The sequence below is a fragment of the Sphingopyxis sp. genome (genome assembly GCF_965227415.1).
In the GTDB taxonomy this organism is placed as follows: Bacteria; Pseudomonadota; Alphaproteobacteria; order Sphingomonadales; family Sphingomonadaceae; genus Sphingopyxis.
In genome coordinates, this window is sequence record NZ_OZ245749.1 from 2637185 (window position 1) to 2660831 (window position 23647).

Here is a 23647-nt window from a genome sequence, read left to right on the forward strand (position 1 = left end):
GGACGCCGACGGACCGATTGCTGCCCGATCGGCAAACGGGCCTTTCCGGATTCCGGCCCGGGTGCGTCTCTAGATCGAGACCATTTGCGGGGCTTCCTCGCGCTTGATCGCACCGCGGAAACGGTCGAATTGCGCCGCCACGAGCCGGGCATAGGGCAGGCCATCGTCCTCGACGACGAGCCGGTCATCGTCCCAGCGAAGGATTTTCAGGCGCTCATAATCGGCGAGTACAGTCCGCGCGGAGCGCAGCCAGCCGGATTCAAGGCGGGCGCTACCCTGGCAGAGCAGTTCCTTGATGATCCGTCCGCGCTCGCGGTCCTCCGCGTCGATTGATGCACCGCGGACGGCGGTCAGCTGACCGGCCGAGATGAGATCGCGGTAGACGCCTGCGCGTTTCTCATTCTGGACGAGGAGATCGGGAAAGCGGCTGATTGCGCTCGCACCGATGCCGATGAGCACCGGGCTGTCGTCCTCGGTAAAGCCCTGAAAGTTGCGGTTCACGCGACGTTCGCGTGCGGCGACGGCAAGCGGATCGGCGGGCAGCGCAAAATGATCGAACCCGATCGCAACATAGCCCGCGTCGGTGAGCCGCTCATAACCGCGCCATGCCTGTTCGAAGCGCAGCTTGTGATCGGGCAGGTTGCTGACGTCGATCTGACGCTGACGCGGGATCATGTGCGGGAGATGCGCATAACCGAAAAGCGATATCCGGCTCGGCGCAAGGCGGATCGTTTCGTCGAGGGTTTCGTCGAGATCGGCAAGCGTCTGGCCGGGCAGCCCGTACATCAGATCGAAGTTGATGGCGTCGATATCGCGCAGCCGGAGCCCGGCAACGACGCGCTCTATATGCGACAGCGGCTGGATGCGGCCGATCGCCTGCTGGATGTGCGGCGCGAAGGTCTGGACGCCGAGGCTGACGCGCGTGACATGGGCGGCGGCAAGAACGAGCGCCCATTCGGCCGAGAAGCCGCGCGGATCGAGTTCGATCGAGACCTCGGGCCGGTGCACATCGAAGACGGTGAGGATGCGGTCGAGCAGACGCACGAATTCGACCGGCGCAATCGCGTTGGGGCTGCCTCCGCCAAAGGCGATGCGCTGGATGCGTCCGCGCCCGCCGAGCCGCTTCGCCACCATGGCAATCTCGGCGCGGAGCGCAGTCAGATAGTCGGCGAGCCGCTGCTTCCGCCCTGCCGCGCCCGTATTGCATCCGCAATACCAGCAGATGCTTTCGCAAAAGGGGATGTGGACGTAGAGCGAGACCGGCGTCGCGGCCTCGACCGCGTCGAGCGCGCGGCCATAATCCGCCGCGCCAACGCCCTCGCCGAATTCCATTGCGGTCGGATAGCTGGTGTAGCGCGGCACCGGTTTGGCGAGCAGATCGGGATAAAAGGTCCACATGAGGTCAGCCTATTGTTCTGCCTAGCGCAGCGCATTGACTAGGATCAAAACGCGTCTGTGCATCAGCAGCATGATTTTCGTGCCTTGCCGGATTTCACGCGCCGATCGGTCACGGCGTGACAGGCCTTTGCGCATCCTCTTCCCTTGTCCGCCGGCGCTGCGGGATCGTGCGGCAGCACGAGAAGATGCGAAGCGCCGCTGCAACCGGGAACGACGAGCAGGGTGGCACCGCTGGCTAGCGGCGCGAGCATGAGGCCGAAGGTGGCAAGCAGGGTGCCGACGATCCGCGCGGTCATGGCACGCGATCCTCTTCATCTTCGACGAATATGCGCAGCGCAGCGCCATCGAGATCGTCGAACTGGCCCTGGCGCAGCGACCAGAAGAAGGCGGCAAGCCCGAGAAGACCAAGCCCCAGGGCGATCGGGATCAGGAGCAGGACGCCGTTCACCGGAGCGCCCGCTTGAGCCGCAAGGCGTTACCGACGACGATCAGCGACGAGCCCGACATAGCGATGGCGGCGATCAGCGGCGTCACGAGCCCGAGGAAGGCCAAGGGGACGGCAATGGCGTTATAGCCGATCGCCAGCGCAAAATTCTGACGCACGATCGCCTGGGTGCGCCGCGCCATGCGGATCGTATCGACGATCGGCATCAGCCGGTCGCCCAGAAAGATGCAATCGGCAGCGTTCTTGCCAACATCGCTCGCAGAGCCCGGTGCCATCGAGGCATGACCCGCCGCGAGGGCCGGACCATCATTGAGCCCGTCGCCGATCATGAGCACCTTGCGGCCGAGCCTTGCCTGTCTGGCAATTGCGGCCAGCTTGTCCTGTGGGCTCATACCCGTCTGTGCGGTCATGCCAAGTTCGCGGGCCACAGGCGCGACCGCTTCGGCGCGGTCACCCGACAGCATCGTTGCATCGATGCCCTCGCGGCGCAGCGCATCGATCGCGGCGCGCGCATCGGGGCGGAGCTGGTCGGCGAAGCGGAGCGTGGCGACCGTCCGGCCGTCGACGGCAAGCTCGGTGGCAAGCGCATCGCCGCCGATTGCGCCTTGAGGCCGGCCAAGTGTCACCATCTGATCGCCCCAGCGGGCCTCGATCCCAAAGCCCGGCGTCTCGCGGAGCGACTGAACATCGGCCGGCGTGACCATCTCATCCTTGAGGCCGCGCACGATTGCTTCGCTCAGCGGATGACGGCTCGCCTGCGCAAGCGCCAGCACCAGCGACTTGACGCCGATGTCGAGCTGGCCAAGCTCCAGCGCCTCGGGTCGCCCGAGCGTCAAAGTCCCCGTTTTGTCGACGAGCGCCAGATCGACTTCGGCCAAGCGCTCGAGCGCGGAGCCGTCCTTGATCAATACGCCGCGGCGCATCAGTTCGCCCGCGGCGACGATCTGCGCCGCCGGGACGGCAAGGCCCAGCGCACAGGGGCAGGTAATGATCAAGACGGCAGCGGAGATCAGCAGGCTTTGATGCCAGCCCGCTCCGGCAATCATCCAGCCGGCAAAGGCGGCCAGCGCGAGGCAATGCACGGCCGGAGCATAGAGCTGGGCAGCCCGGTCGGCGACGCGGACATAGCGCGACTTGCCCTGCGCCGCCTCGCCCATCAGCCGTGCAATATCGGCAATCGCGGTGTCGGCGCCTGCCGCACTGATGCGAACGCGAACCGGCGCATCGAGATTGAGGGTTCCAGCATGGACAACATCGTCTACCCGTACGGTCTGCGGTGCGCTTTCCCCGGTGAGCAGCGAAAGATCGATACTCGTCGATCCGCGGCAAATGACTCCGTCGGCGGCAAGCCGCTCGCCTGCGCCGACAAGCATGATCATCCCCGGCTGGAGCTCGGTGGCATCGACCCAGCGCCCCGATCCCTCACCCCGCAGCACCATGGCGCCGGTGCCCATGTTGCGAAGCAGCGCCGCGACTCCGCCGCGTGCCCGGTCGCGCATCACGCTGTCGAGCCAGCGCCCGCAGAGCAGGAAGAAGAGGAGCATGACCGCCCCGTCGAAATAGGCGTGCGCGCCGTGGGTTAGCGTTTCGTAGAGGCTGATCGCGCTGACGAGCAGGACCCCGATGCTGATTGGCACATCCATATTGGTCTGGCGGTGGCTGAGTGCGCGCCAGGCCGAACGGAAGAAGGGACGGCCCGCATAGGCGATTGTCGGCAGCGCGATCAGCGCCGAGAGCCAGTGGAAGAGGTCGCGCGTCACGCCCGCCGCGCCCGACCAGACCGAGACCGAGAGCAGCATGATGTTCATCATCGCGAAGCCGGAGACGGCGACCGCGCGAAGCAAGGCGCGGCTGCTTGCGGCTTCGGGATCGCCTTCTTCGGGACCTTTGCCGAGGAGATGCGCCTCGAAGCCGAGCAGCGAGAAGGCGCCGATCAGATCGGGCACCTCGGCGTCGGGAACGCAGCTGAGATGGACGCGCTTCTCGGTGAAATTGACCCGCGCCGCCGCGATGCGGCGGTCGCGCACCAGCCCCTGCTCGAGCTTCGCGATGCAACCCGCGCAGCGAATGTCGGGCACCGCGAAGTCGCGTTCGACAAGGGCGGTCGCGCCGCTCATTGAAGATTAACCCGATAGCGCGCGCGATCGGCGTCCTGGCGCACGGCCAGATCGAGCCACCAGCGGCCCGCGGGAACGACCTGTGTCGAGCGCAACAGGCCGTTGCCGGCGGGCTCGAAGACCATCACGCGCGGCGGCGTGCGGCCGAGCGGATGGCTGAGCGTTGCCTGCACTGTGAGCCCGGCAAGGACATGATCGTCCTTGCGAATGGCGACGCGGATATGGCGCGTGGCGTCGAGGTCGACCTGTTCCTGCCAGCCGAGACGCTCCTGGTCCGCGGCGCGGCGGAGCCACTCATTATAATTCTGGCTTGCCACATAGCTGTTGTCGACAACCGTCCCACCGAAGCTCGACAAGGCGAGCTTCGCCATGGTGAAATTGACCGTCATGACGACGCCGAAGAAGGCGACGAGGATCGCGGTCATATGCCAGCCGGTGAAGGGTTTGCGCTTATATTCCTGGGTCATTGTCCCGCCTCCGGCCGGTCGAACTGGATGATGTCGCTGTCGCCGCGCGGGTCGCCGTCAAGGCCGCGCACCGCGATCACGAAGTCCTGACGCTCGGGTCCAGCGCCGGGCGCGGCGACGAAGAGCCTGACCCGCGTCACGCTATCGGGCGCCAGCGCGATTTCGAGATGCTGGCTGGCGCGTTCGCGCGTTCCGGCCTCGGTCCACAGACGCGCTTCGGGCAAGCCGTCGACGGCGACGGCGACGCGGCGCGGCCGCGCTTCCATGTTGCGGACCTTCAGCGTGTAATTGTTGCGGATATGCCCGTCGGACAGCTGGACATAGAGCGGGCTGCGTTCGTGCTGGACCGCGAGGTCGAGACGCGTGCGCTGACCCAGCGAGAAGAGCATCGCAGCGCCGATGGCCGTCCAGATCCCGAGATAGATAAGCGTGCGCGGCCGCAGCAGCGTCTTGCGGACGGTCTGGGCAACGCCCCCCGCCTTTTCGACCGCGGCATCATCGAGCGTGCAATAATCGATGAGCCCGCGCGGACGGCCGACCTGCTGCATCACGCCGTCGCAGGCGTCAATGCAGAGCGCGCAGGTGATGCAGCCGATCTGCGGCCCCTCGCGGATATCGATCCCCGTTGGACACACTGCGACGCACTGGTTGCAGTCGATGCAGTCGCCGAGAGCGCCCGGATGCGCCTGCGCCTTCTTGGTGCTGCCGCGCGGTTCGCCGCGCCAGTCCTTGTAGGTCACAAGAAGCGATTTCTCGTCCATCATCGCAGTCTGGATGCGCGGCCAGGGGCACATGTAGATGCACACCTGTTCGCGCATGAAGCCGCCGAAGACAAAGGTCGTCGCGGTGAGGACGGCGACGGTGCCATAGGCGACCGGGGCGGCTTGTCCCGTCCAAAAATCGGCGGTTAACGTTGGCGCATCGGCGAAATACATGATCCACGCGCCGCCGGTCCAGAAGGCGACGCCCAGATAGATTCCATATTTGAGGGAGCGCTTGGCAAGCTTCTCGACGCTCCAGGGACCGTTCGCCAGCCGGATCTGGGCATTGCGGTCGCCGTCGACCAGCCGGTCGACATGCTGGAACAGATCGGTCCAAACCGTTTGCGGACAGGCATATCCGCACCAGGCGCGGCCGACCGCGCTGGTAACGAGGAACAGCCCGATCCCCGCCATGATGAGCAGGCCCGCGACATAATAGAATTCATGCGGCCAGATCTCGATCTGGAACATGAAGAAACGGCGATGCGCCAGATCGACGAGCACCGCCTGGTCGGGCGCATAGGGCCCGCGGTCCCAGCGGATCCACGGGGTTCCATAATAGATCGCCAGTGTGACGAACATGATCGCCCATTTGAAGCGGCGGAAGGGCCCGTCGACCTTCTTGGGGTAGACACCTTTCCGCGCCGCGTAGAGCGGCCCATTCTCGCCGGTGAGGTCCTCAGGGCTGGCCATCGGCTCCCTGCCCTTCGGGCGCCGCGACCGCGGGCGGCGCTTTCTCGCCGCCGCCCAGCGAATAGACATAAGCGGAAAGCATCTTGATCGTCGCGGGCTCGAGACGGCTGTTCCAGCGCGGCATGACGCCGTTGCGCGGCTGGTTGATCGTCGCGGTCAGGCTGTCGCGGTCGCCGCCGTAGAGCCAGATCGCATCGGTGAGCTTCGGCGCACCGACCGCTCGACCGCCTTGGCCGCCCGGCCCGTGACAGACCGAGCAATTGGCCTCGAAGATCGCCGCACCGCGGGTCGAGGCGGCGCCCGCCTTTTCCTGTCCGCTGATGGTGCGGACATAGCTCACGACATCGTCGATTTGCGGCCCTTCGAGGATGCCATCGCGTCCGAAGGCGGGCATCTGGCTGGTACGCGTCGCGGCGTGATCGGGATTCCGGATGCCGTTGGTGATCGTATATTGGATCGAGGCGAGATCGCCGCCCCACAGCCAGTCATCGTCGGTCAGGCTGGGGTAGAGCTTTTTAAGACCGGCCCCTCCGGCGCCATGACACTGGACGCAATGGACCCGGAATGCCGCACCGCCGCCCTGCACCGCTGCCTGCATCAGTTCGGGCTTCGCGGGCAGATCGGTCAGCGCGGTCGCAGCGATCGCGCCCGTCACCGGCGCGCGGCGCGCGGCGTCGACCTGGAGGTCCTTTTCGAGCTGGCCGCGGCTGCTCCAGCCGAGCACGCCCTCGGTCGCGCCATGGACCATCGGCCAGGCGGGATAGAGAATGACATAGCCGAGCGCCCAGACGATCGTGATATAGAAGGTCCAAAGCCACCAGCGTGGGAGGGGGGTGTTGAGCTCCTCGATACCGTCCCATTCGTGACCGACCGTGCTTGTGCCAGTCGCGTCGTCGATGCGGTGCCCTTCGGCGGCCAGGAGATTGTTGGGATCAGCCATGCTCATCTTCCTTGAAGATCATGTTTGCAGCGTCGTCATGATGGTGCCGTGCGCCTCTGCGAAACGGCCAAGCCACTAGGCCGAGGAACAGGACCGCCATCGCCAGGAGACCCCAGCTGTCGGCGAAATGGCGGAGCGCGTCGTAGCTCATGGCGCCTTGGCCTTCGGGGTCTCGGCGGAATGCGCCTGCTCCTGCGGACCGGCCTTTTCGACATCGACGAGTGTGCCGAGCATCTGGAGATAGGCGACGAGCGCATCCATTTCAGTGAGGCGATCGGGGTCGCCGTCGAAGTCGCGCACCTGCGCCTTGGGATAGCGCTTCTGGAGATCGATGCCGGCCGCGGGGTCGACCTGGGCTTTCAGATCCTCATTGGCCGCCGCGATGGCTTTCTCGGAATAAGGCACGCCGACCCGGGACAGGGCCCTGAGGTCGCTGCGCATATCGCCGGCATACAGGTCTTTCTCGGCGAGAAAGGCGTAAGGCGGCATGATCGATTCGGGTACGACGCTGCGCGGATCGGTCAGATGCGCGCGGTGCCACTCGTCAGAATAGCGGCCGCCGACGCGCGCGAGATCGGGTCCGGTGCGCTTCGACCCCCATTGGAAGGGGTGGTCGTACATGCTCTCGGCGGCGAGGCTGTAATGGCCATAGCGCTCGACTTCGTCGCGGAACGGACGGATCATCTGACTGTGGCAGGTGTAGCAGCCCTCGCGCATGTAGATGTTGCGTCCGGCGAGTTCGAGCGGCGTATAGGGCCGCATGCCGTCGACCTTCTCGATCGTGTTGTCGATCCAGAAGAGCGGCGCGATCTCGACGATGCCGCCGATCGTCACCGCGAGGAGCGCCAGCAGGCCGAGAAGGCTGACATTGCGTTCGAGCTTCTTGTGGCTGAAGCGCTTTTCGGCGGGTTGGATGGCCATCTTCGGCTCCTTATTCGGCAGGTACGGTCACGAGCGGGCGGTCCGCTGCGACATTGTGCGGTGTTTCGGTCATCGGCTTTTCGGCGCGGATCTTGCCTGCGAGCGTCGCCCAGACATTGACGACCATGATCAGGAAGCCTGCGAGATAGAGCAGCCCGCCGGTGGCGCGGATGAGGTACATCGGGTGCATCGCCGCGACGCTCTCGGCGAAGCTGTAAACGAGATAGCCGTCGGCCCCATATTCACGCCACATCAGGCCCTGCATGATGCCCGCGACCCACATCGAGGCGGCGTAGAAAACGATCCCCACGGTCGCGAGCCAGAAGTGCCAGTTCACCATCCGCAGGCTGTAGAGACGCGGGCGGTTCCACAGGCGCGGCACGAGATAATAGAGACAGGCAAAGGTGATCATGCCGTTCCAGCCGAGCGCGCCCGAATGGACATGGCCGATCGTCCAGTCCGTGTAATGCGACATGGAGTTGACCCATTTGATCGACATCATCGGGCCTTCGAAAGTGCTCATGCCGTAGAAGGCGAGCGCCATCACCATCATGCGGATGATCGGGTCGGTGCGGATCTTGTCCCACGCGCCGTTGAGCGTCATCAGCCCGTTGATCATCCCGCCCCAGCTCGGCATCCACAGCATGATCGAGAAGACCATGCCCAGCGTCTGCGCCCAGTCGGGCAGCGCGGTGTAGTGGAGATGGTGGGGGCCGGCCCAGATGTAGAGGAAGATCAGCGACCAGAAGTGGATGATCGACAGACGGTAGCTGTAGACCGGCCGTTCGGCCTGCTTGGGCACGAAATAATACATCATCGCGAGGAAGCCAGCGGTCAGGAAAAAGCCGACCGCATTGTGCCCGTACCACCATTGCGTGAGCGCATCCTGGACGCCGGCAAAGGCGGAATAGCTCTTCGACCCGAAGATGCTCGCGGGCATCGACAGATTGTTGACGAGATGCAGCATTGCGATGGTGATAATGAAACTGAGGTAGAACCAGTTTGCGACATAGATATGCGGTTCGCGGCGCCGAACGATCGTTCCGACGAAGACCGCGAGATAGGAAACCCAAACGATGGTGAGCCAGAGATCGACATACCATTCGGGCTCGGCATATTCCTTGGCCTCGGTGACCCCCATCAGGTAGCCGGTCGCGGCGAGGACGATGAAGAGCTGGTAACCCCAGAAGACGAAGCGCGCGAGGGTCGGAAAAGCGAGCCGCGCGCGGCAGGTGCGCTGAACGACATAATAGCTGGTCGCGATGAGGGCATTACCGCCGAAGGCGAAGATCACTGCCGAGGTGTGCAGCGGACGCAGGCGGCCGAAGGTCGTATATTCGAACCCGAAGTTGAGCACCGGGAAGGCGAGCTGCAGCGCGATGAAGAGGCCCGCAGCCATGCCCGCGACGCCCCAGAAGAGCGTCGCGATGACGCCCCAGCGGATCGGGTCGTCATCATAGACGCCCTGGTTCGCTGGCATCTTGAGTATGCCGCGCGCGATCGCGCTGTAATCAGCGCGCGAAATGGTCACCCAAAGCACAATCAGGCAGGCGATCGAGACGATCAGCATATGCACCGCAAAGGGCGCGTCGACCGCAAGCGCTGCCATCACCAGCGCGAACAGGGCCAGTCCCAGCCATCCGCCCGCTTTCATTACCAGACCGTCCATATCGAATCCCCGCTTCGCGCAGCCTTTGGCCGCGGCACGGGATGATCATGGGTGTCGGGGAACCCAAACTCATTGATCAGGATCAACGAATCGATTGCGCTCCATCAATGAAGGTGCGGGGCACCGGGTCCAGAGAGCTTCTCACAGAGGAGCCAAGACCCATGAAGACCAAGACTCTCTCCCTTGCCGCTCTCGCGGTCGCGCTGGCGATCCCGGGTCAGGCTGCCGCCAAGGCCGGCGACATCCAGGTCAAGCTGGTGGCGACCTATGTCGCGCCCGATGGCAAGATCAAGGATGTGAAGCTCGACCTGATCGGCCTTCCCGCGGGGACGCAGACCAAGGCGGACGATAATGTCGTGCCCACGGTCGCGATCGAGTATTTCGTGGCCGACAATATCTCGCTCGAAACGATTGCCGGAGTCACGCAGCATGATGTCGTCGGGCGCGGTGGACTAGCCGGCGCTGGCTTGGTGTCCAACGCGAACATCGTGCCCGCGACGCTGACGGTCAAATATCATTTCGGCAAGGACGGCGGGATCCAGCCCTATGTCGGCGCCGGCCCGAGCTATTTCATCTTCATCGACGAGAAGCCCGGCGCGACGGCGAAGGCCCTCGGCGCGACGCGCCAGAAGATGAGCGATTCCCTCGGCTTCGCGCTGCAGGCGGGGGTCGATATCCCGGTCAATCAGAACGGGCTGGCCGTGACCGTCGATGCGAAGCGCTATTTCATGCGCTCGACCGCGCACTGGTATGCCGGACCGACCGAAGTGCTGCGAACGAAGCACCAGCTCGATCCGTGGGTGATCAGCGCCGGCGTCGCTTTCCGCTTCTGATGGCCGGTCAGCCGGCCATCGCCTCCATCGCCGCGCGGTCGTTGATGACGACCTCGCGGCGAGACGGAAGATCGACGACGCCATCGGAGCGCATCCGGGTGAGCTGGCGGCATGTGGTCTCGATTGTCAGCCCGAGAATGTCGGCGATCTGCTGGCGGCCGAAGGGAAGTTCGAAACTCCCGTGACGCGCCGGCGCGCCGCCATAACCCGAAAGGCGCTCAGAGATTTCGAGCAGAAAGGACGCGACTTTTTCGGACGCAGTCTTGCGGCCGAGGAGCATCATCCAGTGCCGCGCGCGATCGAGCTCGTCGAGGGTGCGGCGGAGCAATTTCTGCTGGAGATCGAGATGCGTGCCGGCAAAGTCGTCGAAGCTGTTGCGGTTGAAGATGCAGACATCGGCGTCGGTCATCGCCGTGACGCTATAGGGGCTTTCCTTGCCGAAGGGCCGGCCGATGAAATCGGAAGGGAAGACGATCCCGACAATCTGTTCGCGGCCGTCGGCGGTCGATACCGCGAGCTTCAGAACACCCGAAAGGACATTGGCTACGACGGGCGCGTCGTCACCTTCCCAAAGGAGCGTCTGCCCGGCTTTCACGCGCTGGCGCCGCCCCATCTTGCCGAGAATGGCAAGTTCCTCGGAGTTGAGGCTCGCGCAGATGGCACGGTTGCGGACGATGCAGGTCGAACAATCGCTCATATGCGGGGCCCTTGCGTCTGACGACCGTCGTCCTGGTCCAATGGTTTGGAGTGGATCGAAGGCCGGCTCATGATGGTCGCACTAGAGCGATCGCGGCGCCTGCGGAGTCGGGAATAGTACGTATGGCTGGCTGCAGCCGCCGTCGGGACCGCTGCTTACGGTCATTTGCGTAACGACGGGCCGGGCGATCGCATGCACTGGTTTCACCTCGAGCCTCTCCCGCGGGGCAACATGATGCCACCGGCGACAAAGATGCGCCGCAATGAAAGGATGATAAGATGAGCGAAACGGGTCATGACCTTCACTCCCTCTTTCCCGACCATGGTCCGGCGCTCCATGCGCTGAAGCTCAAGGACGCCCACTTCCGGACGCTCGCCGAGCAGCATCATGAAGTCACGCTCGAGATCCAGCGCATCGAGGACGGCCGTGTTGCCGCCTCCGACGTGCGGATCGAGGCGCTGAAGAAGCAACGACTACAGCTTCTGGTTGAGGTTTCCGGGCTCGTCGCGGCGCATGAAGCGGCATGACGCGCAACGTCCAGGCTACGCGCGCCCGGCTCGCCGCGCGCTTTTCGGCGCTGGCGCATCAGGTCGAGCGCATCGAGGCCGCCCGGCGTGAGCCGGTCGCGGCCGATTTCGCCGACCAGGCGGTCGAGCGCGAGGATGACGAGGCGCGCGACGCCCTCGAAAAGGTGACGGTGGCCGAGATGGCGCGCATTCGCCTCGCGATCGCCCGGATCGATGCCGGCGGCTATGGCGTCTGCACCGCGTGCGGCGAGGAAATCGAGGAGGCCCGGCTGACGGCGATCCCGGAGGCGGCTCGCTGCAGGGCGTGCAGCGCGCTTTTCGCCGGCTGACCCGGCGCGGCAGGTCGGGTCAACGCTGCGCGCGCAGCAGAGCTTCGAGCTTGGTGCGCTGCGGCAGAACCTCCGCGAGCAACGCTGCGAGCGTCGGCGCGCCAAGCTTGCGCATCAAGCGGGCGCGATGGACCTCGACGGTGCGGTGGCTGATTTCAAGTTCGATCCCGATCTGCTTGTTGGTCAGGCCGCGGAGGAGCGCTTCGAGCACTTCGCATTCGCGAAACGTCAGATGCTCGATCGCCCCGTTGACCGCGCCGCGCTTTCGGACCGCCATGGCTTCTGGGGTCGGGGTAGCGGGGCCTGGACGAGCCGTATCGACCGGCTCCCCTCCGCGTCCATCTTTGCCGCCCGTCTTCGCCATCGCCCGCAATCCCTTCGCCGCTATGGCTTAGGCAGCGGCAAGTCCGCGGTCGCTACGTAATATCCCGATAGGTCAGGCGCCAAGGCCAGCGGCAAAGGCGAGGCGCAGCGCATCGGAAAGACTGCGAACATCGAGCTTGGCCATGAGATTGGCGCGGTGGACCTCGACGGTGCGCGGCGAGATACCGAGGTCGTAGGCGATGGTCTTGTTGGGCAATCCCTGCGCCAGACCGTCGAGCACCTCGCGCTCGCGCGGCGTCAGCACCGCGAGGATGACTTCCGCCTCGGCAGCGCGCGCAACCGCGCCATCGGCCGCCGCCATGCGGCCGAAAGCGGTCTCGATGGCGGCGATCAACACCGCCTTCTCGAACGGTTTCTCGAGGAAATCGACGGCGCCCGCCTTCATCGCACGCACCGCGATCGACACGTCGGCATGGCCGGTGAGCACGATGACCGGCATCGTTACCCCGCGATCGAGCAGCGCCTGCTGCACCTCGAGCCCGTCCATTTCGGGCATGCGCACATCGAGCAGGATGCACCCCTCGGCAGCGTGGCGGACCTCGCGCAGAAAGGCCGCACCGGTCGGCCAGGTTTCAACCGCATAGCCCGAGGTCTTGAGCATGAAGCTCGCCGAGCGCCGGATCGCCTCCTCGTCGTCGACTATATGGACCAATTTCCTATCCGACATCGCGTTCCTCCGCGTTGGCGCTCATAAGCGTGAAATGAAATTCGGCACCGCCCGTCGCGGCCGGCTCCATCCAGATGCGCCCGCCATTGGCCTCGATAATCGTCCGGCAGATCGAAAGGCCAAGCCCCATGCCTTCGGCCTTGGTGCTGACGAACGCGGTGAAGAGCTGCTCGGCGACCTTCGGATCGACCCCCGGTCCGGTGTCGGCGACGATGACGCGTATGAACCCCGGCTGGTCAGGCCGGCTGATGACGCTGAGCTTACGGACCGGGCTGTCGGCCATCGCCTCGACTGCGTTGCGGATGAGGTTGATCAGGACCTGCTGAATCTGGACTTTATCGACGAGCGCCGGCGAGGCATAGGGATCGAGATCGAAAAAGGGCTCGACCCCCTTTTCGCGCGCGCCCATCAAACCGAGGACCGCGGCTTCGTTGATCAGGAGCGGCAATTTTTCGATCGTCTTGTCGACTTCGCCGCGCGCGACAAAGTCGCGCAGGCGCCGGACGATATGCCCCGCCCGGAGCGCCTCCTTCGCGGTGTCGCCCAGCGCCTCGCGGATCATCGGCAGGTCCTCTGGGGCGGGCACGGCTAAAAGGTCGCGGATCGCCTCGACATAATTGGTGACGGCCGTGATCGGCTGATTGAGCTCATGTGCGAGCGTCGAAGCCATCGTGCCCATCGCGCTCACCCGGGACACATGGATGAGTTCGGACTGCAGCGATTCGAGGCGCTGCTCGGTCTTCTGCCGCTCGGTGAGGTCGCGGATGAAGCCGGTGAAGAGCCGCTGCCCCTCGCCCGCCGCTTCGCCGATCGAGAGCTCCATCGGAAAGGTCGAGCCGTCCTTGCGCTGGGCGAACACGACGCGCCCGATGCCGATGATGCGCTTCTCGCCCGTCTGCAGGTACCGGCCGATATAGGCGTCGTGCCGCCCCCGATCGGGCTGCGGCATCAAACGGCTGACATTGGAGCCGAGCAGTTCGGCTTCGCCATAACCGAACAAGCGCTCGGCGGCGGCACTGAACGAGACTATCAGCCCCTCTTCGTCGATTACCACCATCGCGTCGGGCACGGTCGAGAGGATCGACCGCAAATGGCTTTCGCGCGCGCGAAGCGATTCTTCGGTCGCGCGGCGCGTTGTGATATCGGACACGATCTTGGCGAAGGCGCGCAGGCTGCCATCGGCGTTCCGCAACGCGGTAATCGACACGTCCGCCAAAAATTCCGAACCGTCCTTGCGAACGCGCCAGTCCTCGGTCTCGAAGCGTCCATCGCGCGCCGCGGCGGCGAGGTCCGCTGCGGGTTTACCGTCCGCGATTGCATCGGCTGGATAGAAGATCTCCGCATTGTGCCCGACGACTTCCGCCTCGGTCCAGCCCTTCAGCCGTTCGGCACCCTTGTTCCAGATCGTGACCGCGCCCTCGGGGTCGAGGAGATAGATGGCATGGCCCTGTGCGCCGTCGATCAGGAGGTTGAGTTCTTCGGACAATCGGTCAGCTTCGGCCGCGCGGTTGGCGGCTTGTCCTTCGCTCAACCGCATGCGGCCGCGCATGCGGTCGGCCCCCTCGGCGAGCGCGACGATCCCGGCGGCGGTCAGGACAAAGGTTGCTCCCTCGACCAGCACCGCGCCCCGATCGTCGGCGAAATAGAGACCGAATAGCAGCGACGGGAGGATCGCGACGGCGGCAGCGAGCGACCCGGCGATGACCGAAGCCGCGACGATGGCGAGTGTGAAGATCAGAAAGGGCGAATTGCTCCCCAGCCAGGGATCGAGGAAGGCGCGTAGCAAGGCGGCCGCCGCGACGATCGCCAAGGCGATCGCCAGCCGCGCCGCAAAAGATTTCTGCTCCTTCGCCATCGATCCCGCGGCCTCCGTCCGCGTGAGGACTGGCTCCGCGCTGCCGCGTCGCTGCCCCCGCTTTTCCCATAAGCGCATTTCGCGCGCCGCGATACGACGGCCTTCGTCGCCGCTGGCGCGCGCCCCGCACGGTGGCGTTCGCGGACCGCTGCGCCGATGAGGGATATTACGGATAGGCGCGGACTGTCGGCCGGAACATGGTGAATGGGTCGGCGCCGGGTGAGACCCCTCTCCAATTTCGACCGGGCGCCGGCACAGGAGTCCCCATGGCGCACAAGCGCATCACGATCATCGACGGGCATCCGGACCCCAGGCGCGCGCGTTTCGTTCATGCGCTGAGCGACAGCTATGCGGCGGGCGCGGAGGCAGCGGGACATGAGGTCCGCCGTATCGAGGTGGCGGCGCTGCGCTTCGCGCTTCTCGCCGAGCGCAGCGACTGGGAGCATGGACAAGTCCCGGAGGATATTGCCGCCGCGCAGGACGCGATCAGCTGGGCCGAGCATCTGGTGATATTATATCCGCTGTGGCTCGGTGACCTTCCCGCGCTGCTCAAGGGATTTTTCGAACAGGCCTTGCGCCCGGGCTTCGCGTTCAGGCCGCAGGACGGCGGTTTTCCCCTGAAAGGGCTCAAGGGCCGCACCGCGCACATCGTCGTGACGATGGGAATGTCCGCCATCTTCTATCGTTTCTATTTCGGGGCCCACAGCCTCAAGAGCCTCGAACGCAATATCTTGCGTTTCGTCGGCATCAAGCCGGCCGCGCGAAGCATCATCGGCAATGTCGACAGCGATGCGTCGCATCGCGCCAAATGGCTCCGCAATATGTCCGAAAGCGGAGCGGCGGCGCACTAGTGCGCGAGCAAGGGCACAAACCAACGTCGAGGGGAGCGAATGTGACCACCTTTAGCGCAAGATTTCCGCGAAAGCCGCAGCCGAGTTTCACATTGCTGTGGAGCTGGGGGGTCGGCATCGGTGCGACCGGCACGCTTGTCGCCCTGCTCTTCGCGGCCCGCTATTTCCTCGCGACAGTGGCGCTCACCTATTGCCTCGCCATCATGATGACCGTTACCGCCATGCTTCATATTCGCGAGGCCTTCGGCCCGCGGCGACGCCCCGAGCGCCCCTATTGGCTGGCCAGCGGCGTGCCATATCTCGCCTCCGCGCTGCTGCTATTCGCCAATCCCATGCTGGGCAGCGCGCGCATCGCGCTGATCCTCGCGGGCTGTATCGGCTTGTCGGGCCTGGCGCGGCTCGCGCTGGCGCTCGCAGCGCACCCGCTCTGCCGCATCTGGCTCTACCTGTCGGGGGCGGTGAGCCTTTTGGTCGCGCTCGCGATCGGTTTCGGCTGGCCTTTCGCGTCAGCGGGCATTGCCGTTCGGGCGCTCGCGCTCGATCTCGCGGTCCAGGGCGCCGTCCTTGCGCTTCTCGAGGCGCGCCGCGCGCACCCGAGCCACGGCTTGGCGCGGCTGGGCAGCGCCAGCCAACGCAATTGGCAGTGACCGCAAATCTGAACCGATCCCCGCCCGCCGTGGGCCATGTCCATTGTCGAACCGGCTGTACGCCCCGGCCATTGAAGGAAATATGCCATGACCGAATTCCCGCGTCCGAACGACGCCGCTCCGCGCCGCCAACCCGAATGTCCGGATTGTGATCCCGCCGAGCGTCCCGACAAGAGCTTTCCCGAACAGCCGACGCCGACACCCGACAATCAGCCGATGCGCTCGCCGAGCGAAGCGCCGGTGATGCCGGACAGTCATCCCGAGGCGACCCCGCCCGAATGCCCCGACTGAGCGGACCAGGCCAGGCCTGATTACCTCAACGGCGATCCTGCAAAAGGCGTCTTTTCTCGCCGACGAGGCCCGAGACTGCCGCAAGGAACGGGTGTGCGCGAAGCGGTTTGTCGAAAATATGCGCAAATCCCGCGGCGCGCGCGCGTTCGGTCAAATCCGCCGATCCGAAGGCCGAGATCAGAATCGCGGGCGCTGCGCAGCCGGCCATGCGCAGGGCCTTGATCAGGGCGATGCCGTCGTCCCCGCCGAGTTGGTAGTCCACGACGAGGCAGTCCGGATCATAGGTCCGCGCGTGGGCAAGCGCAGCGTCGGCGGTCGAGTGCGCCTTCACGTCATAGTCGCGCCCCTGGAGCAGGAGAAGCAAGGACCGCCGCACCCCCGGATCGTCTTCGACGATCAGAATCCGCGGCGCCGCACCCGGTTCAGGATTATGATCGGCGGGCATCAATGGCACAGGATGAGCGGACATTTGCTTTCGGCCAGCATATGCTGGGTGACGCCGCCGAAAGTTTCGCGGAGGCGGCCGCGGCCATAGGCACCCATGACGACATAATCGGCGCGCCATGTCGCGCTTTCCTCCGCGATGAGGCGGTCGGCAGGCGCGCCTGCCTTTTCGACGGTCTGCACGACCGCTTGAATGCCATGGCGCGAGAGATAGGCTGCCGCCTGCCCGGGATCGAGGCCGGCATCGCTCTCGAGCGCGACGAATATCCGGACCTCTTCGGCTAGCGAGAGCAGGGGTACCGACGCGCGTAGCGCAGCGGCCGCGGCTGGCCTTCCATCCCAGGCGATGAGCGCGCGTCGGGTTTCGAAGCGTTGCAACGCCTGCGGGACGGCAAGGACGGGAACGTGCGTGCGCATGACCAGGCGGGCGATGATGCCGCGCATGTCGGGCATCGAAAAACCGTCGAGGGCCCGGTTGAGGATGATCAAGTCGGCAAGATCGGCAGCCTCGCGGAGCGCGTGCGCGATATCGCCGATCGTGTCGGCGAGGCTCCAGCTGACGTCCTCGCGTGTCAGCCGGTCGGACAGTTCGGCCCGGTTTTTAGCTTCATCTGCGCTTTCGTCGCGCACGACAATCGCCTCGGCGCTCCCGAAATGCGTGTCGCTGGCCATGACGGGATAGGGGGTTACATCGAGGCAGGCGAGATGCCCGCCAAGTGCGCGCGTGAGGTCGAGCGCGGCCTGCAGGCGCGCTTCCTGGCCGCGATCGCGATGAACGAGCAAGAGGATATTTTTCATGGCCAACTCCATTGGGGCCAAGCGACGCTAGGGTCGTCGGCGCACCGTCGATATGCGCAATGATACGGATAAAAGAACGGCCGCCGGGGGAACCGGGCGGCCGCAGGAGGGAGGTCGTAATCGCTGCGCGAGAGCGCCGACTGTAGGGAGCCGGCGCCGTCTGGCAGCCCATTTTCCTTACCGCCCCGCGGAGTTCCGGTCACTAAGCAGTTCTCCGTAAGCACTCACCCTTTCCGGCCCCGCGATTGGCCGCGACCGGTGGCGCGGACGGCAGCGACACCAAAGAAGCGGCCGCCCAAGGGGATCCAAGGCGGCCGCTTTTCCCCGAAGGGAAGTTTAGTGGACTGGGAATGATAGCGGCGAGGCAGTCCCCAACCTGCCTCGCCGGGGACGCCGCCACCGGCGCGCCGGCGACCGTCCCTATCGGCGGTCTAGGGCTATGGCCCTCGACTGGCTCTACGCAATATGCCGTACTGGCGATGGCTCAATGCGCGAGCAGGAGCGGCGTGTGCGCAGCGTCGAGCAGATAGCGTGTCACTCCGCCGAAAAAGGTTTCGCGCAGACGGCTGTGACCGAAGGCGCCCATGACGATCAGGCCCGCGCCCAGCTCGCGCGCGGTGCGCTCGAGACTTTCCTCGACCGTCACGCCATTCCGCTCCTCGCGCCGCAGGGTGCCATGGAGCCCGTGGCGAGACAGATAGCGCAGCGCGTCTTCGGCATCGATGCGGCCTTCATCGGCCCCGACCGTGACAAGGATGATGTTGCTGGCATCGCCGAGCAGCGGCGCAGCTTGGCGCAGGGCATTGGCGGCCTCGAGGCTGCCGTTCCAGGCGATCATCGCCGGCGCGTCGAGATCGACCATCGCTATCTTCTCGGGGAGCGCGAGCACGGGCGCCGGGACCATCATCGCGAGGTCGCCCGCCATCATATGCGGGGCGCCGTTACGTTTGCCACCCGTGGCACCGAGCGACACGATCACGAGATCGGCGAGCGTCGCTGCGATTGCGAGTGTGCCGAGAAGTTCGCCATCGCCGACACTGATATCCCAGGGCACATCCTCGCTGCGCATCTGTTCGCTTAGCTTGTCGACGAGCTCGGTTGCGGCAAGCTGCGACTTGGCGAGCGCTTCGCGGGCGAGATACATTCCGCCAAAGGGGTCGCTCGCGACAAATTGCTGGAAAGGCGAGCTCACCAGCAGAGTGATATGCGAGCGATGCCGTCGCCCGATCGCCAGCGCGCTTTGGAGCCGCGCTGCCATCGCGGGACTGTCGTCGGCATGAACCAGCAGATTTCGCATCGATCGTCTCCTCTTCGGACTATCTCCAGAAGAGGCCCCGCGCGGCGCCAAGTCATTGACCCAGATCAAGCGCAGGTGCGGCGGACTTCAGGGGTAGAGAAGCATGCGCGACCATTGCTCGCCGTCCCGCACGAAGAGCGTGCGCGCGTGAAGCCGATGTTCGCGGTCCTGCCAGAATTCGATGCGTTCGGGGATGACACGCCAACCGGTCCAGTGCGGCGGTCGCGGGACATCGCGTCCGTCAAAACGCGCCTGTATCTCGGCGAAACGGGCCTCAAACAACGACCGGCTTTGCAGCGGCCGCGATTGGTCGCTGGCCCAGGCCCCGAGCTGGCTGTCGCGGCTGCGCGTCGCAAAATAGGCGTCGGCGACCGCGCCCTCGACAGGTACAGCCTTGCCTTCGATGCGGATCTGCCGGCGCAGCGACTTCCAGTGCAAGAGCAGCGCGACATGCGCATTGGCTGCGAGCTGCTCGCCCTTGCGGCTTTCGGCGTTGGTATAGAAAATGAATCCGTCAGGCCCATGGTCCTTCAGCAGCACCATCCGCACCGAAGGCGCCCCGTCCGCCGCGACGGTCGCCAGCGCCATGGCGTTGGCATCATTGGGTTCGCTTGCGCGCGCTTCATCGCACCAGCTGGCGAACAGGGCAAAGGGGTCGCATGTCATCGCCGGGCGCTACTTGGGGCAGGCGGCGCAATCATTGACGTGGATCATATTTGACCGCTCCTCCTCCGAGCACTGGAGGTGGTTGCCAGATCGACGGCCCTCGGCGCGGCAGGGAGCCTTTTTCGCCGACGACAGTTTGGCCTTCATGACAGTGACCCGGATGCAGAATTGGACCGAGCGATTCTCTGAATTCGTCGCTGCACCCGATTTCCCCTGCGTCGGTGCGAAGTCGGCGCTTGCGACGGGATCGCTTCGAATCATCGTCGCCCGCGATTTGACCAGCGGCTGGAACGATCTCGAGATTCATCGCGCGCTGATCGAATGGGCCGCCGACTATCGGCGCGACCCGGAAGGGTTGCGAAGCCTCGCGGTGATCTTCTCCGAGCCAAGCAACCTTGACGAGGCCGGGTTCGAAGCTGCGATGTGGGAGCGGCTGCAGTCGCTCGCGGACAAGGACGCGTGGAAAGGGCTCGATTATGACCCGCGTGTCTGCCCCGATCCGGATAGTCCGCATTTCTCGCTAAGCTTTGGCGAGGAGGGATTTTTCGTCGTCGGCCTGCATCCGCGCGCCTCGCGGCCGGCGCGCCGGTTCGCGCGGCCGACGCTTGTGTTCAATCTCCATGATCAGTTCGAACGGCTGCGGTCCGATGGCCGCTTTGACAAGATGCGCGCCAGCATCCTGTCGCGCGACGCGGCGCTTGCCGGTAGCGTCAATCCGATGCTCGCCCGCCACGGCGAGACAAGCGAGGCCGCGCAATATAGCGGCCGCGTCGTCGGCGGTGAATGGGCATGCCCCTTCCACGACCCGCGGGCCGCGCCATGATCGAACGGATCGCGCCGCGGAGCGGCACTGCCTTCCGGCTCAACAAGGGCGAAATCCTGCGGGTGACCGATCCCTTGGGCGGTCAGGTCGCCGACCTCCTCGCGTTCATGGCGGCCGACCCTCGCGAGCTGCTGTCGAACGGGCGCACCTTCGACTATGAAGAGACGATCCGGCTCACGAGCGGGAATATACTCTGGTCCAATCGCTCGGCGCCGATGCTCGAGATCGTCGAGGATAGCGTCGGCGTTCATGATTTCCTGCTCACACCCTGCAGCGAGGCGACCTTCCGCCACTTCTATCCCGACAAGCCGGTCCACCGCGGCTGCTTCGGCAATCTCGCCGAAGCGCTGGCACCCTTTGGCATCGGAGCCGATGCGATCCCGGTGGCCTTCAACCTCTTCATGAATGTGCCGGTCGATGCGAAGGGGGCGATCAAGGTGTTGCCGCCGCCGACAAGAGCGGGCGACCATATCGCCTTCCGCGCGCTCGCCGATCTTGTCATCGGGCTCACGGCCTGTTCGGCCTATGACAGCTGCGGCGGCAGCTTCAAGCCAATCGACTATATGGTCGAGGCGTGTCCGGCCGATGCGGCTGCGCCAGCGCGCGGATGAGTGAGTTGCCCGCCCCCGGAATATTCGCAGCGCCGATCACCGCCTCCCCTGCACCCGGCCTGCGGTCCGGGACCGACAGCGCGGGGTTGCTTGTATCGCAGGCGCGGATCGCGATCAGCTATGCCTGGCGCCACGGACGCTGGCCCAATCTGGCGGCGGCGCCGCGGTTCACCGAAATGGTCCAGATGCGAAAGCTTTTCGACCGGTCGGTCCGCCAGACGATGCTGATGGACAAGGTCGCCGCCAAGCGCATCGCCGGTTCGGCGCTTGGACCCGAATGGATCGTCCCGACGCTCTGGCTCGGCACTGCCTTGCCGGCGTCGCTGCCCTTCGCCTTGCCCGCGATGCTCAAGGCGCGCCATGGCTGCAATCAATATCGTCCGATTTGCAGTGTGCCCGGTCCGGCCGAACTGGCGCGGCTCCGGCGGACGGCTCGACGCTGGCAACGGGCGCCGTACGGCGGGTGGCTCGACGAATGGGCCTATCGCGAGGTCCCGCGCGGTCTCCTCGCGGAGCCTCTGCTGGGCGGCGCGCTGCCGCTTCCGATCGACTATAAAATCTATGTGTTCGGTGGCGTCGCAACGCATGTCCAGGTGCATCTCGACCGTGGGGGCCGCCACCGCTGGGTGTTGCACGACCGCGACTGGCGGCCGCTGGTCGAGGGCCCCGACCGGCCGGCAAGACCCGCCTCGCTGGCTGCAATGCTCAACGCCGCCGAGGTCCTTGGCCGCGGCTTCGCCTTCGTGCGTACGGACTTTTACGAGGTTGGCGGCCGCCCCTATTTTGGCGAATATTGCCTGTACCCGGGATCGGGTTTCGATCCCTTCGCCGCCGACTGGATCGATCTCGAACTGGGATCGCTCTGGCATGCGGCACTAGCAGGAGGCATGGGATGTTCACCCTCCTCGACAGCCCCGATGATGTGATCGCGATCCATGTGGCAGGCCATATTGCCGGTGCCGACATCGACAAGGTGATGGACCGCCTGGAGGCGATGATGGCGAGACACGACAAAGTCCATGTGTTTGTCGAGACGCATGCGATCGACGGAATCGAGATTGCGGGCCTGCCCGCCTATTTCAAAAGGGCGCTGCCGCTGTTCGGGAAATTGTCGCATTTCGGACGCGTTGCGGTCGTCGCCGACCAGAGCTGGGTCCGCGTCGCCACGCGGGTCGAAAGTGCGCTCTTGCCGCACATCAGTTATCGAACGTTTGAGCCCGAACAACGCGATGCCGCCTTCGCCTGGGTCGCGGGAAACGCCGTCTGAGCGCTGTCCTGCGTTGATACGGAAGTCGTGCAACGATCCTGCTAAGGGCTTTTGCGTAGCGACAACTGTTTCTTTCCCCTGCACAGCAGCGGCACGCGGCCACCGGGCTGCAGGGACGGGACCAGCGCGATGACGAAAGAAGCAGGCGGTGATATCATCGATACGGGCGCGGATTTGCGCGACCTGTTCCCAGGCGAAAGCGTCATTCTTCTCGCGCTCAAGGTCGAGAGCGATCGCTTCGACGAGATCGCCGAGAGGCATCGAGCGCTAGCCCTCGAGATAGCGACATTCGAACGCGGCGCCTCGCCCCATGGCGACGGCCGCCTCGACGCGCTCGAGGTGGAGCTTCACGGCTTGATCGGAGAACTCGCCAGCATGATCGCGGCGCGGAAGGCCGAGTGAACCCGGCGCTCGTCGTCAGCCGCGACGCGCCTTCCTCTCATCACTCTCAACGAACGGCGAGATAATCCTCGACCGATGTCACGCCGGGCGCCGACCAGGCGGCGCTTTCCGCTATGGCCCGCTCGCCCCATGCCCGCACATGGCCGCGCAACGTCACCGTCCCGCCGTCGGTGATGACCTCGATTCCGCCGGCATCGAGGTTGGCTTGGCGCTTGAACGCGAGGACGATCCGCTTCTGGACGTCGGCGGATGTCGGAAGCTCGCGAACTACGATCAAATTGCTGACCTCGACCACCCCCGCCGCCCGGCCCGCGACCTTGAAGACCTCCCTGCGCTGGAAGTTCCAGTCGACGCTTCCCGACAGCGTCACCCAGCCCCGCTCGACCTTCACCCGGATTCGGCCGTCGGGGATGCCGACGGTCCAGCCGATCATTTCGACGATCCGCCGCGCGATCTCACGATCGCTCGTACCTGGATCCGACGCGAGGCGAACTTCGATCTCCTCGGCGAGGGCCTTGACGCCCGCGACGCGGCCGACTGCCTTTTCTGCCGCCATTTTCTCCGGATAGCTGGCGACATGGCCCGACAGCGTGACCACACCGGCATCGACCGCGACACCGATATGCGCATGATCGACGCGCGCCTCCCACTCAAGTTCGGCGATCACATCATGCTGGAGTTCGCTGTCGGTCCTGGTCATTATCTCTTTCCTGCCAGACCGGCATTACGGATCGTCCGGTCCATTGCATTGCAGCCTTCTCTTTCGCTCGGCTTGTCAGGCGCACCAATCCGCAACTTCCCGTAGCTGACGATGCAAGGGCCAACCTTCCCGTTCCCGGGCCTGTAC

The 23647-nt window shown here is 65.1% G+C and carries 30 protein-coding genes; 11 read left to right on the plus strand and 19 right to left on the minus strand.

Going from position 1 to position 23647, the window contains the following annotated elements; genetic code table 11:
- Positions 1-69 precede the first annotated feature (69 nt).
- From hemN to ccoN, 10 genes are all read right to left on the minus strand, one after another.
- Complete coding sequence (hemN, locus tag ACO055_RS12880) at positions 70-1398, minus strand: oxygen-independent coproporphyrinogen III oxidase (RefSeq protein ID WP_422059285.1); 1329 nt, start codon at positions 1396-1398, stop codon at positions 70-72.
- A 62-nt stretch (positions 1399-1460) separates the two neighbouring features.
- Positions 1461-1694, minus strand: coding sequence for a hypothetical protein (locus ACO055_RS12885; RefSeq protein ID WP_422059286.1), 234 nt, complete (start codon positions 1692-1694; stop codon positions 1461-1463).
- Positions 1691-1846 (minus strand): cbb3-type cytochrome oxidase assembly protein CcoS, encoded by a 156-nt coding sequence (ccoS, locus tag ACO055_RS12890; protein ID WP_422059287.1) that lies wholly within the window; start codon positions 1844-1846, stop codon positions 1691-1693. The genes ACO055_RS12885 and ccoS overlap by 4 nt, the downstream gene beginning before the upstream one ends.
- Complete coding sequence (locus tag ACO055_RS12895) at positions 1843-3960, minus strand: heavy metal translocating P-type ATPase (RefSeq protein ID WP_422059288.1); 2118 nt, start codon at positions 3958-3960, stop codon at positions 1843-1845. The genes ccoS and ACO055_RS12895 overlap by 4 nt, the downstream gene beginning before the upstream one ends.
- Positions 3957-4427 carry a FixH family protein gene (locus tag ACO055_RS12900; RefSeq protein WP_422059289.1) on the minus strand — a complete coding sequence of 157 codons (471 nt, stop codon included), beginning with the start codon at positions 4425-4427 and terminating at the stop codon, positions 3957-3959. Before ACO055_RS12900 ends, ACO055_RS12895 begins: the two co-directional genes overlap by 4 nt.
- Complete coding sequence (gene ccoG / locus ACO055_RS12905; RefSeq protein ID WP_422059290.1) at positions 4424-5881, minus strand: cytochrome c oxidase accessory protein CcoG; 1458 nt, start codon at positions 5879-5881, stop codon at positions 4424-4426. The genes ACO055_RS12900 and ccoG overlap by 4 nt, the downstream gene beginning before the upstream one ends.
- Complete coding sequence (ccoP, locus tag ACO055_RS12910; protein ID WP_422059291.1) at positions 5868-6821, minus strand: cytochrome-c oxidase, cbb3-type subunit III; 954 nt, start codon at positions 6819-6821, stop codon at positions 5868-5870. Before ccoP ends, ccoG begins: the two co-directional genes overlap by 14 nt.
- Positions 6814-6972, minus strand: a complete 159-nt coding sequence (locus tag ACO055_RS12915) for a cbb3-type cytochrome c oxidase subunit 3 (RefSeq protein WP_422059292.1) — start codon at positions 6970-6972, stop codon at positions 6814-6816. The genes ccoP and ACO055_RS12915 overlap by 8 nt, the downstream gene beginning before the upstream one ends.
- Positions 6969-7742, minus strand: a complete 774-nt coding sequence (ccoO, locus tag ACO055_RS12920; protein WP_422059293.1) for a cytochrome-c oxidase, cbb3-type subunit II — start codon at positions 7740-7742, stop codon at positions 6969-6971. Before ccoO ends, ACO055_RS12915 begins: the two co-directional genes overlap by 4 nt.
- A 10-nt stretch (positions 7743-7752) precedes the next feature.
- Positions 7753-9411, minus strand: coding sequence for a cytochrome-c oxidase, cbb3-type subunit I (ccoN, locus tag ACO055_RS12925; protein ID WP_422059294.1), 1659 nt, complete (start codon positions 9409-9411; stop codon positions 7753-7755).
- Positions 9412-9572: 161 nt separating this feature from the next.
- Between ccoN and ACO055_RS12930 the strand changes: the two genes are divergently transcribed.
- Positions 9573-10244: an OmpW/AlkL family protein gene (locus ACO055_RS12930; RefSeq protein WP_422059295.1), complete on the plus strand. Its 672-nt coding sequence runs from the start codon at positions 9573-9575 to the stop codon at positions 10242-10244.
- Between the two features lie 7 nt (positions 10245-10251).
- Here ACO055_RS12930 and ACO055_RS12935 read toward each other — a convergent pair whose 3' ends face one another.
- Positions 10252-10941: a Crp/Fnr family transcriptional regulator gene (locus tag ACO055_RS12935; RefSeq protein ID WP_422059296.1), complete on the minus strand. Its 690-nt coding sequence runs from the start codon at positions 10939-10941 to the stop codon at positions 10252-10254.
- Positions 10942-11219: 278 nt separating this feature from the next.
- Between ACO055_RS12935 and ACO055_RS12940 the strand changes: the two genes are divergently transcribed.
- Complete coding sequence (locus ACO055_RS12940; protein ID WP_422059297.1) at positions 11220-11468, plus strand: YdcH family protein; 249 nt, start codon at positions 11220-11222, stop codon at positions 11466-11468.
- Positions 11465-11797 (plus strand): TraR/DksA family transcriptional regulator, encoded by a 333-nt coding sequence (locus tag ACO055_RS12945; RefSeq protein WP_422059298.1) that lies wholly within the window; start codon positions 11465-11467, stop codon positions 11795-11797. The genes ACO055_RS12940 and ACO055_RS12945 overlap by 4 nt, the downstream gene beginning before the upstream one ends.
- Positions 11798-11816: 19 nt before the next feature.
- Here the strand turns inward: ACO055_RS12945 and ACO055_RS12950 are convergent, their stop codons facing one another.
- From ACO055_RS12950 to ACO055_RS12960, 3 genes are all read right to left on the minus strand, one after another.
- The gene (locus tag ACO055_RS12950) at positions 11817-12074 is read right to left on the minus strand and encodes a LuxR C-terminal-related transcriptional regulator (RefSeq protein ID WP_422059299.1); all 258 of its coding nucleotides are present in this window, start codon (positions 12072-12074) and stop codon (positions 11817-11819) included.
- Between the two features lie 159 nt (positions 12075-12233).
- Positions 12234-12848 (minus strand): response regulator transcription factor, encoded by a 615-nt coding sequence (locus ACO055_RS12955; protein ID WP_422059300.1) that lies wholly within the window; start codon positions 12846-12848, stop codon positions 12234-12236.
- Positions 12838-14703 carry a PAS domain-containing sensor histidine kinase gene (locus ACO055_RS12960; protein ID WP_422059301.1) on the minus strand — a complete coding sequence of 622 codons (1866 nt, stop codon included), beginning with the start codon at positions 14701-14703 and terminating at the stop codon, positions 12838-12840. Before ACO055_RS12960 ends, ACO055_RS12955 begins: the two co-directional genes overlap by 11 nt.
- A gap of 266 nt (positions 14704-14969) precedes the next feature.
- Between ACO055_RS12960 and ACO055_RS12965 the strand changes: the two genes are divergently transcribed.
- The 3 genes from ACO055_RS12965 to ACO055_RS12975 all read left to right on the plus strand — a co-directional run bounded on the left by ACO055_RS12965 (position 14970) and on the right by ACO055_RS12975 (position 16492).
- Positions 14970-15554, plus strand: coding sequence for an NAD(P)H-dependent oxidoreductase (locus ACO055_RS12965; protein WP_422059303.1), 585 nt, complete (start codon positions 14970-14972; stop codon positions 15552-15554).
- A gap of 41 nt (positions 15555-15595) precedes the next feature.
- The gene (locus ACO055_RS12970; protein ID WP_422059304.1) at positions 15596-16201 is read left to right on the plus strand and encodes a DUF308 domain-containing protein; all 606 of its coding nucleotides are present in this window, start codon (positions 15596-15598) and stop codon (positions 16199-16201) included.
- A gap of 87 nt (positions 16202-16288) precedes the next feature.
- Positions 16289-16492, plus strand: a complete 204-nt coding sequence (locus ACO055_RS12975) for a hypothetical protein (RefSeq protein WP_422059305.1) — start codon at positions 16289-16291, stop codon at positions 16490-16492.
- Positions 16493-16517: 25 nt separating this feature from the next.
- Here the strand turns inward: ACO055_RS12975 and ACO055_RS12980 are convergent, their stop codons facing one another.
- The 4 genes from ACO055_RS12980 to pdxH all read right to left on the minus strand — a co-directional run bounded on the left by ACO055_RS12980 (position 16518) and on the right by pdxH (position 19697).
- Positions 16518-16937, minus strand: a complete 420-nt coding sequence (locus ACO055_RS12980; protein ID WP_422059306.1) for a response regulator — start codon at positions 16935-16937, stop codon at positions 16518-16520.
- Positions 16937-17734 carry a universal stress protein gene (locus ACO055_RS12985; RefSeq protein ID WP_422059307.1) on the minus strand — a complete coding sequence of 266 codons (798 nt, stop codon included), beginning with the start codon at positions 17732-17734 and terminating at the stop codon, positions 16937-16939. The genes ACO055_RS12980 and ACO055_RS12985 overlap by 1 nt, the downstream gene beginning before the upstream one ends.
- A gap of 484 nt (positions 17735-18218) precedes the next feature.
- Positions 18219-19031 carry a universal stress protein gene (locus ACO055_RS12990; RefSeq protein ID WP_422059308.1) on the minus strand — a complete coding sequence of 271 codons (813 nt, stop codon included), beginning with the start codon at positions 19029-19031 and terminating at the stop codon, positions 18219-18221.
- Positions 19032-19118: 87 nt separating this feature from the next.
- Entirely contained in the window at positions 19119-19697 is a 579-nt protein-coding gene (gene pdxH, locus ACO055_RS12995) for a pyridoxamine 5'-phosphate oxidase (protein ID WP_422059309.1), read from the minus strand.
- A 145-nt stretch (positions 19698-19842) separates the two neighbouring features.
- Here pdxH and gntA point away from each other — a divergent pair, with 145 nt between their 5' ends.
- From gntA to ACO055_RS13020, 5 genes are all read left to right on the plus strand, one after another.
- Entirely contained in the window at positions 19843-20520 is a 678-nt protein-coding gene (gene gntA, locus ACO055_RS13000; protein ID WP_422059310.1) for a guanitoxin biosynthesis heme-dependent pre-guanitoxin N-hydroxylase GntA, read from the plus strand.
- The gene (locus tag ACO055_RS13005; RefSeq protein WP_422059311.1) at positions 20517-21131 is read left to right on the plus strand and encodes a DUF1989 domain-containing protein; all 615 of its coding nucleotides are present in this window, start codon (positions 20517-20519) and stop codon (positions 21129-21131) included. The genes gntA and ACO055_RS13005 overlap by 4 nt, the downstream gene beginning before the upstream one ends.
- Positions 21128-22057 (plus strand): ATP-grasp fold amidoligase family protein, encoded by a 930-nt coding sequence (locus ACO055_RS13010; RefSeq protein WP_422059312.1) that lies wholly within the window; start codon positions 21128-21130, stop codon positions 22055-22057. The genes ACO055_RS13005 and ACO055_RS13010 overlap by 4 nt, the downstream gene beginning before the upstream one ends.
- Complete coding sequence (locus ACO055_RS13015) at positions 22024-22398, plus strand: STAS/SEC14 domain-containing protein (protein ID WP_422059313.1); 375 nt, start codon at positions 22024-22026, stop codon at positions 22396-22398. Before ACO055_RS13010 ends, ACO055_RS13015 begins: the two co-directional genes overlap by 34 nt.
- Positions 22399-22527: 129 nt before the next feature.
- Complete coding sequence (locus tag ACO055_RS13020; protein WP_422059314.1) at positions 22528-22800, plus strand: hypothetical protein; 273 nt, start codon at positions 22528-22530, stop codon at positions 22798-22800.
- Between the two features lie 46 nt (positions 22801-22846).
- On the opposite strand, the gene ACO055_RS13025 is transcribed toward ACO055_RS13020, so the two are convergent.
- A complete protein-coding gene (locus tag ACO055_RS13025) occupies positions 22847-23500 on the minus strand; it encodes a BON domain-containing protein (RefSeq protein ID WP_422059315.1) in 654 nt (217 codons plus the stop codon).
- Between the last annotated feature and the right edge of the window lie 147 nt (positions 23501-23647).

What these genes read in the sequence shown, in the direction of transcription:
- hemN (WP_422059285.1), bottom strand. Translation starts at nt 1,398, where the DNA reads ATGTGGACCTTTTATCCCGATCTGCTCGCCAAACCGGTGCCGCGCTAC.
- ACO055_RS12885 (WP_422059286.1), bottom strand. Translation starts at nt 1,694, where the DNA reads ATGACCGCGCGGATCGTCGGCACCCTGCTTGCCACCTTCGGCCTCATG.
- ACO055_RS12895 (WP_422059288.1), bottom strand. Translation starts at nt 3,960, where the DNA reads ATGAGCGGCGCGACCGCCCTTGTCGAACGCGACTTCGCGGTGCCCGAC.
- ACO055_RS12900 (WP_422059289.1), bottom strand. Translation starts at nt 4,427, where the DNA reads ATGACCCAGGAATATAAGCGCAAACCCTTCACCGGCTGGCATATGACC.
- ccoG (WP_422059290.1), bottom strand. Translation starts at nt 5,881, where the DNA reads ATGGCCAGCCCTGAGGACCTCACCGGCGAGAATGGGCCGCTCTACGCG.
- ccoP (WP_422059291.1), bottom strand. Translation starts at nt 6,821, where the DNA reads ATGGCTGATCCCAACAATCTCCTGGCCGCCGAAGGGCACCGCATCGAC.
- ACO055_RS12915 (WP_422059292.1), bottom strand. Translation starts at nt 6,972, where the DNA reads ATGAGCTACGACGCGCTCCGCCATTTCGCCGACAGCTGGGGTCTCCTG.
- ccoO (WP_422059293.1), bottom strand. Translation starts at nt 7,742, where the DNA reads ATGGCCATCCAACCCGCCGAAAAGCGCTTCAGCCACAAGAAGCTCGAA.
- ccoN (WP_422059294.1), bottom strand. Translation starts at nt 9,411, where the DNA reads ATGGACGGTCTGGTAATGAAAGCGGGCGGATGGCTGGGACTGGCCCTG.
- ACO055_RS12930 (WP_422059295.1), top strand. Translation starts at nt 9,573, where the DNA reads ATGAAGACCAAGACTCTCTCCCTTGCCGCTCTCGCGGTCGCGCTGGCG.
- ACO055_RS12935 (WP_422059296.1), bottom strand. Translation starts at nt 10,941, where the DNA reads ATGAGCGATTGTTCGACCTGCATCGTCCGCAACCGTGCCATCTGCGCG.
- ACO055_RS12940 (WP_422059297.1), top strand. Translation starts at nt 11,220, where the DNA reads ATGAGCGAAACGGGTCATGACCTTCACTCCCTCTTTCCCGACCATGGT.
- ACO055_RS12945 (WP_422059298.1), top strand. Translation starts at nt 11,465, where the DNA reads ATGACGCGCAACGTCCAGGCTACGCGCGCCCGGCTCGCCGCGCGCTTT.
- ACO055_RS12950 (WP_422059299.1), bottom strand. Translation starts at nt 12,074, where the DNA reads ATGGCGGTCCGAAAGCGCGGCGCGGTCAACGGGGCGATCGAGCATCTG.
- ACO055_RS12955 (WP_422059300.1), bottom strand. Translation starts at nt 12,848, where the DNA reads ATGTCGGATAGGAAATTGGTCCATATAGTCGACGACGAGGAGGCGATC.
- ACO055_RS12960 (WP_422059301.1), bottom strand. Translation starts at nt 14,703, where the DNA reads ATGGCGAAGGAGCAGAAATCTTTTGCGGCGCGGCTGGCGATCGCCTTG.
- ACO055_RS12965 (WP_422059303.1), top strand. Translation starts at nt 14,970, where the DNA reads ATGGCGCACAAGCGCATCACGATCATCGACGGGCATCCGGACCCCAGG.
- ACO055_RS12975 (WP_422059305.1), top strand. Translation starts at nt 16,289, where the DNA reads ATGACCGAATTCCCGCGTCCGAACGACGCCGCTCCGCGCCGCCAACCC.
- ACO055_RS12980 (WP_422059306.1), bottom strand. Translation starts at nt 16,937, where the DNA reads ATGCCCGCCGATCATAATCCTGAACCGGGTGCGGCGCCGCGGATTCTG.
- ACO055_RS12985 (WP_422059307.1), bottom strand. Translation starts at nt 17,734, where the DNA reads ATGAAAAATATCCTCTTGCTCGTTCATCGCGATCGCGGCCAGGAAGCG.
- ACO055_RS12990 (WP_422059308.1), bottom strand. Translation starts at nt 19,031, where the DNA reads ATGCGAAATCTGCTGGTTCATGCCGACGACAGTCCCGCGATGGCAGCG.
- pdxH (WP_422059309.1), bottom strand. Translation starts at nt 19,697, where the DNA reads ATGACATGCGACCCCTTTGCCCTGTTCGCCAGCTGGTGCGATGAAGCG.
- gntA (WP_422059310.1), top strand. Translation starts at nt 19,843, where the DNA reads ATGACAGTGACCCGGATGCAGAATTGGACCGAGCGATTCTCTGAATTC.
- ACO055_RS13005 (WP_422059311.1), top strand. Translation starts at nt 20,517, where the DNA reads ATGATCGAACGGATCGCGCCGCGGAGCGGCACTGCCTTCCGGCTCAAC.
- ACO055_RS13010 (WP_422059312.1), top strand. Translation starts at nt 21,128, where the DNA reads ATGAGTGAGTTGCCCGCCCCCGGAATATTCGCAGCGCCGATCACCGCC.
- ACO055_RS13015 (WP_422059313.1), top strand. Translation starts at nt 22,024, where the DNA reads ATGTTCACCCTCCTCGACAGCCCCGATGATGTGATCGCGATCCATGTG.
- ACO055_RS13020 (WP_422059314.1), top strand. Translation starts at nt 22,528, where the DNA reads ATGACGAAAGAAGCAGGCGGTGATATCATCGATACGGGCGCGGATTTG.
- ACO055_RS13025 (WP_422059315.1), bottom strand. Translation starts at nt 23,500, where the DNA reads ATGACCAGGACCGACAGCGAACTCCAGCATGATGTGATCGCCGAACTT.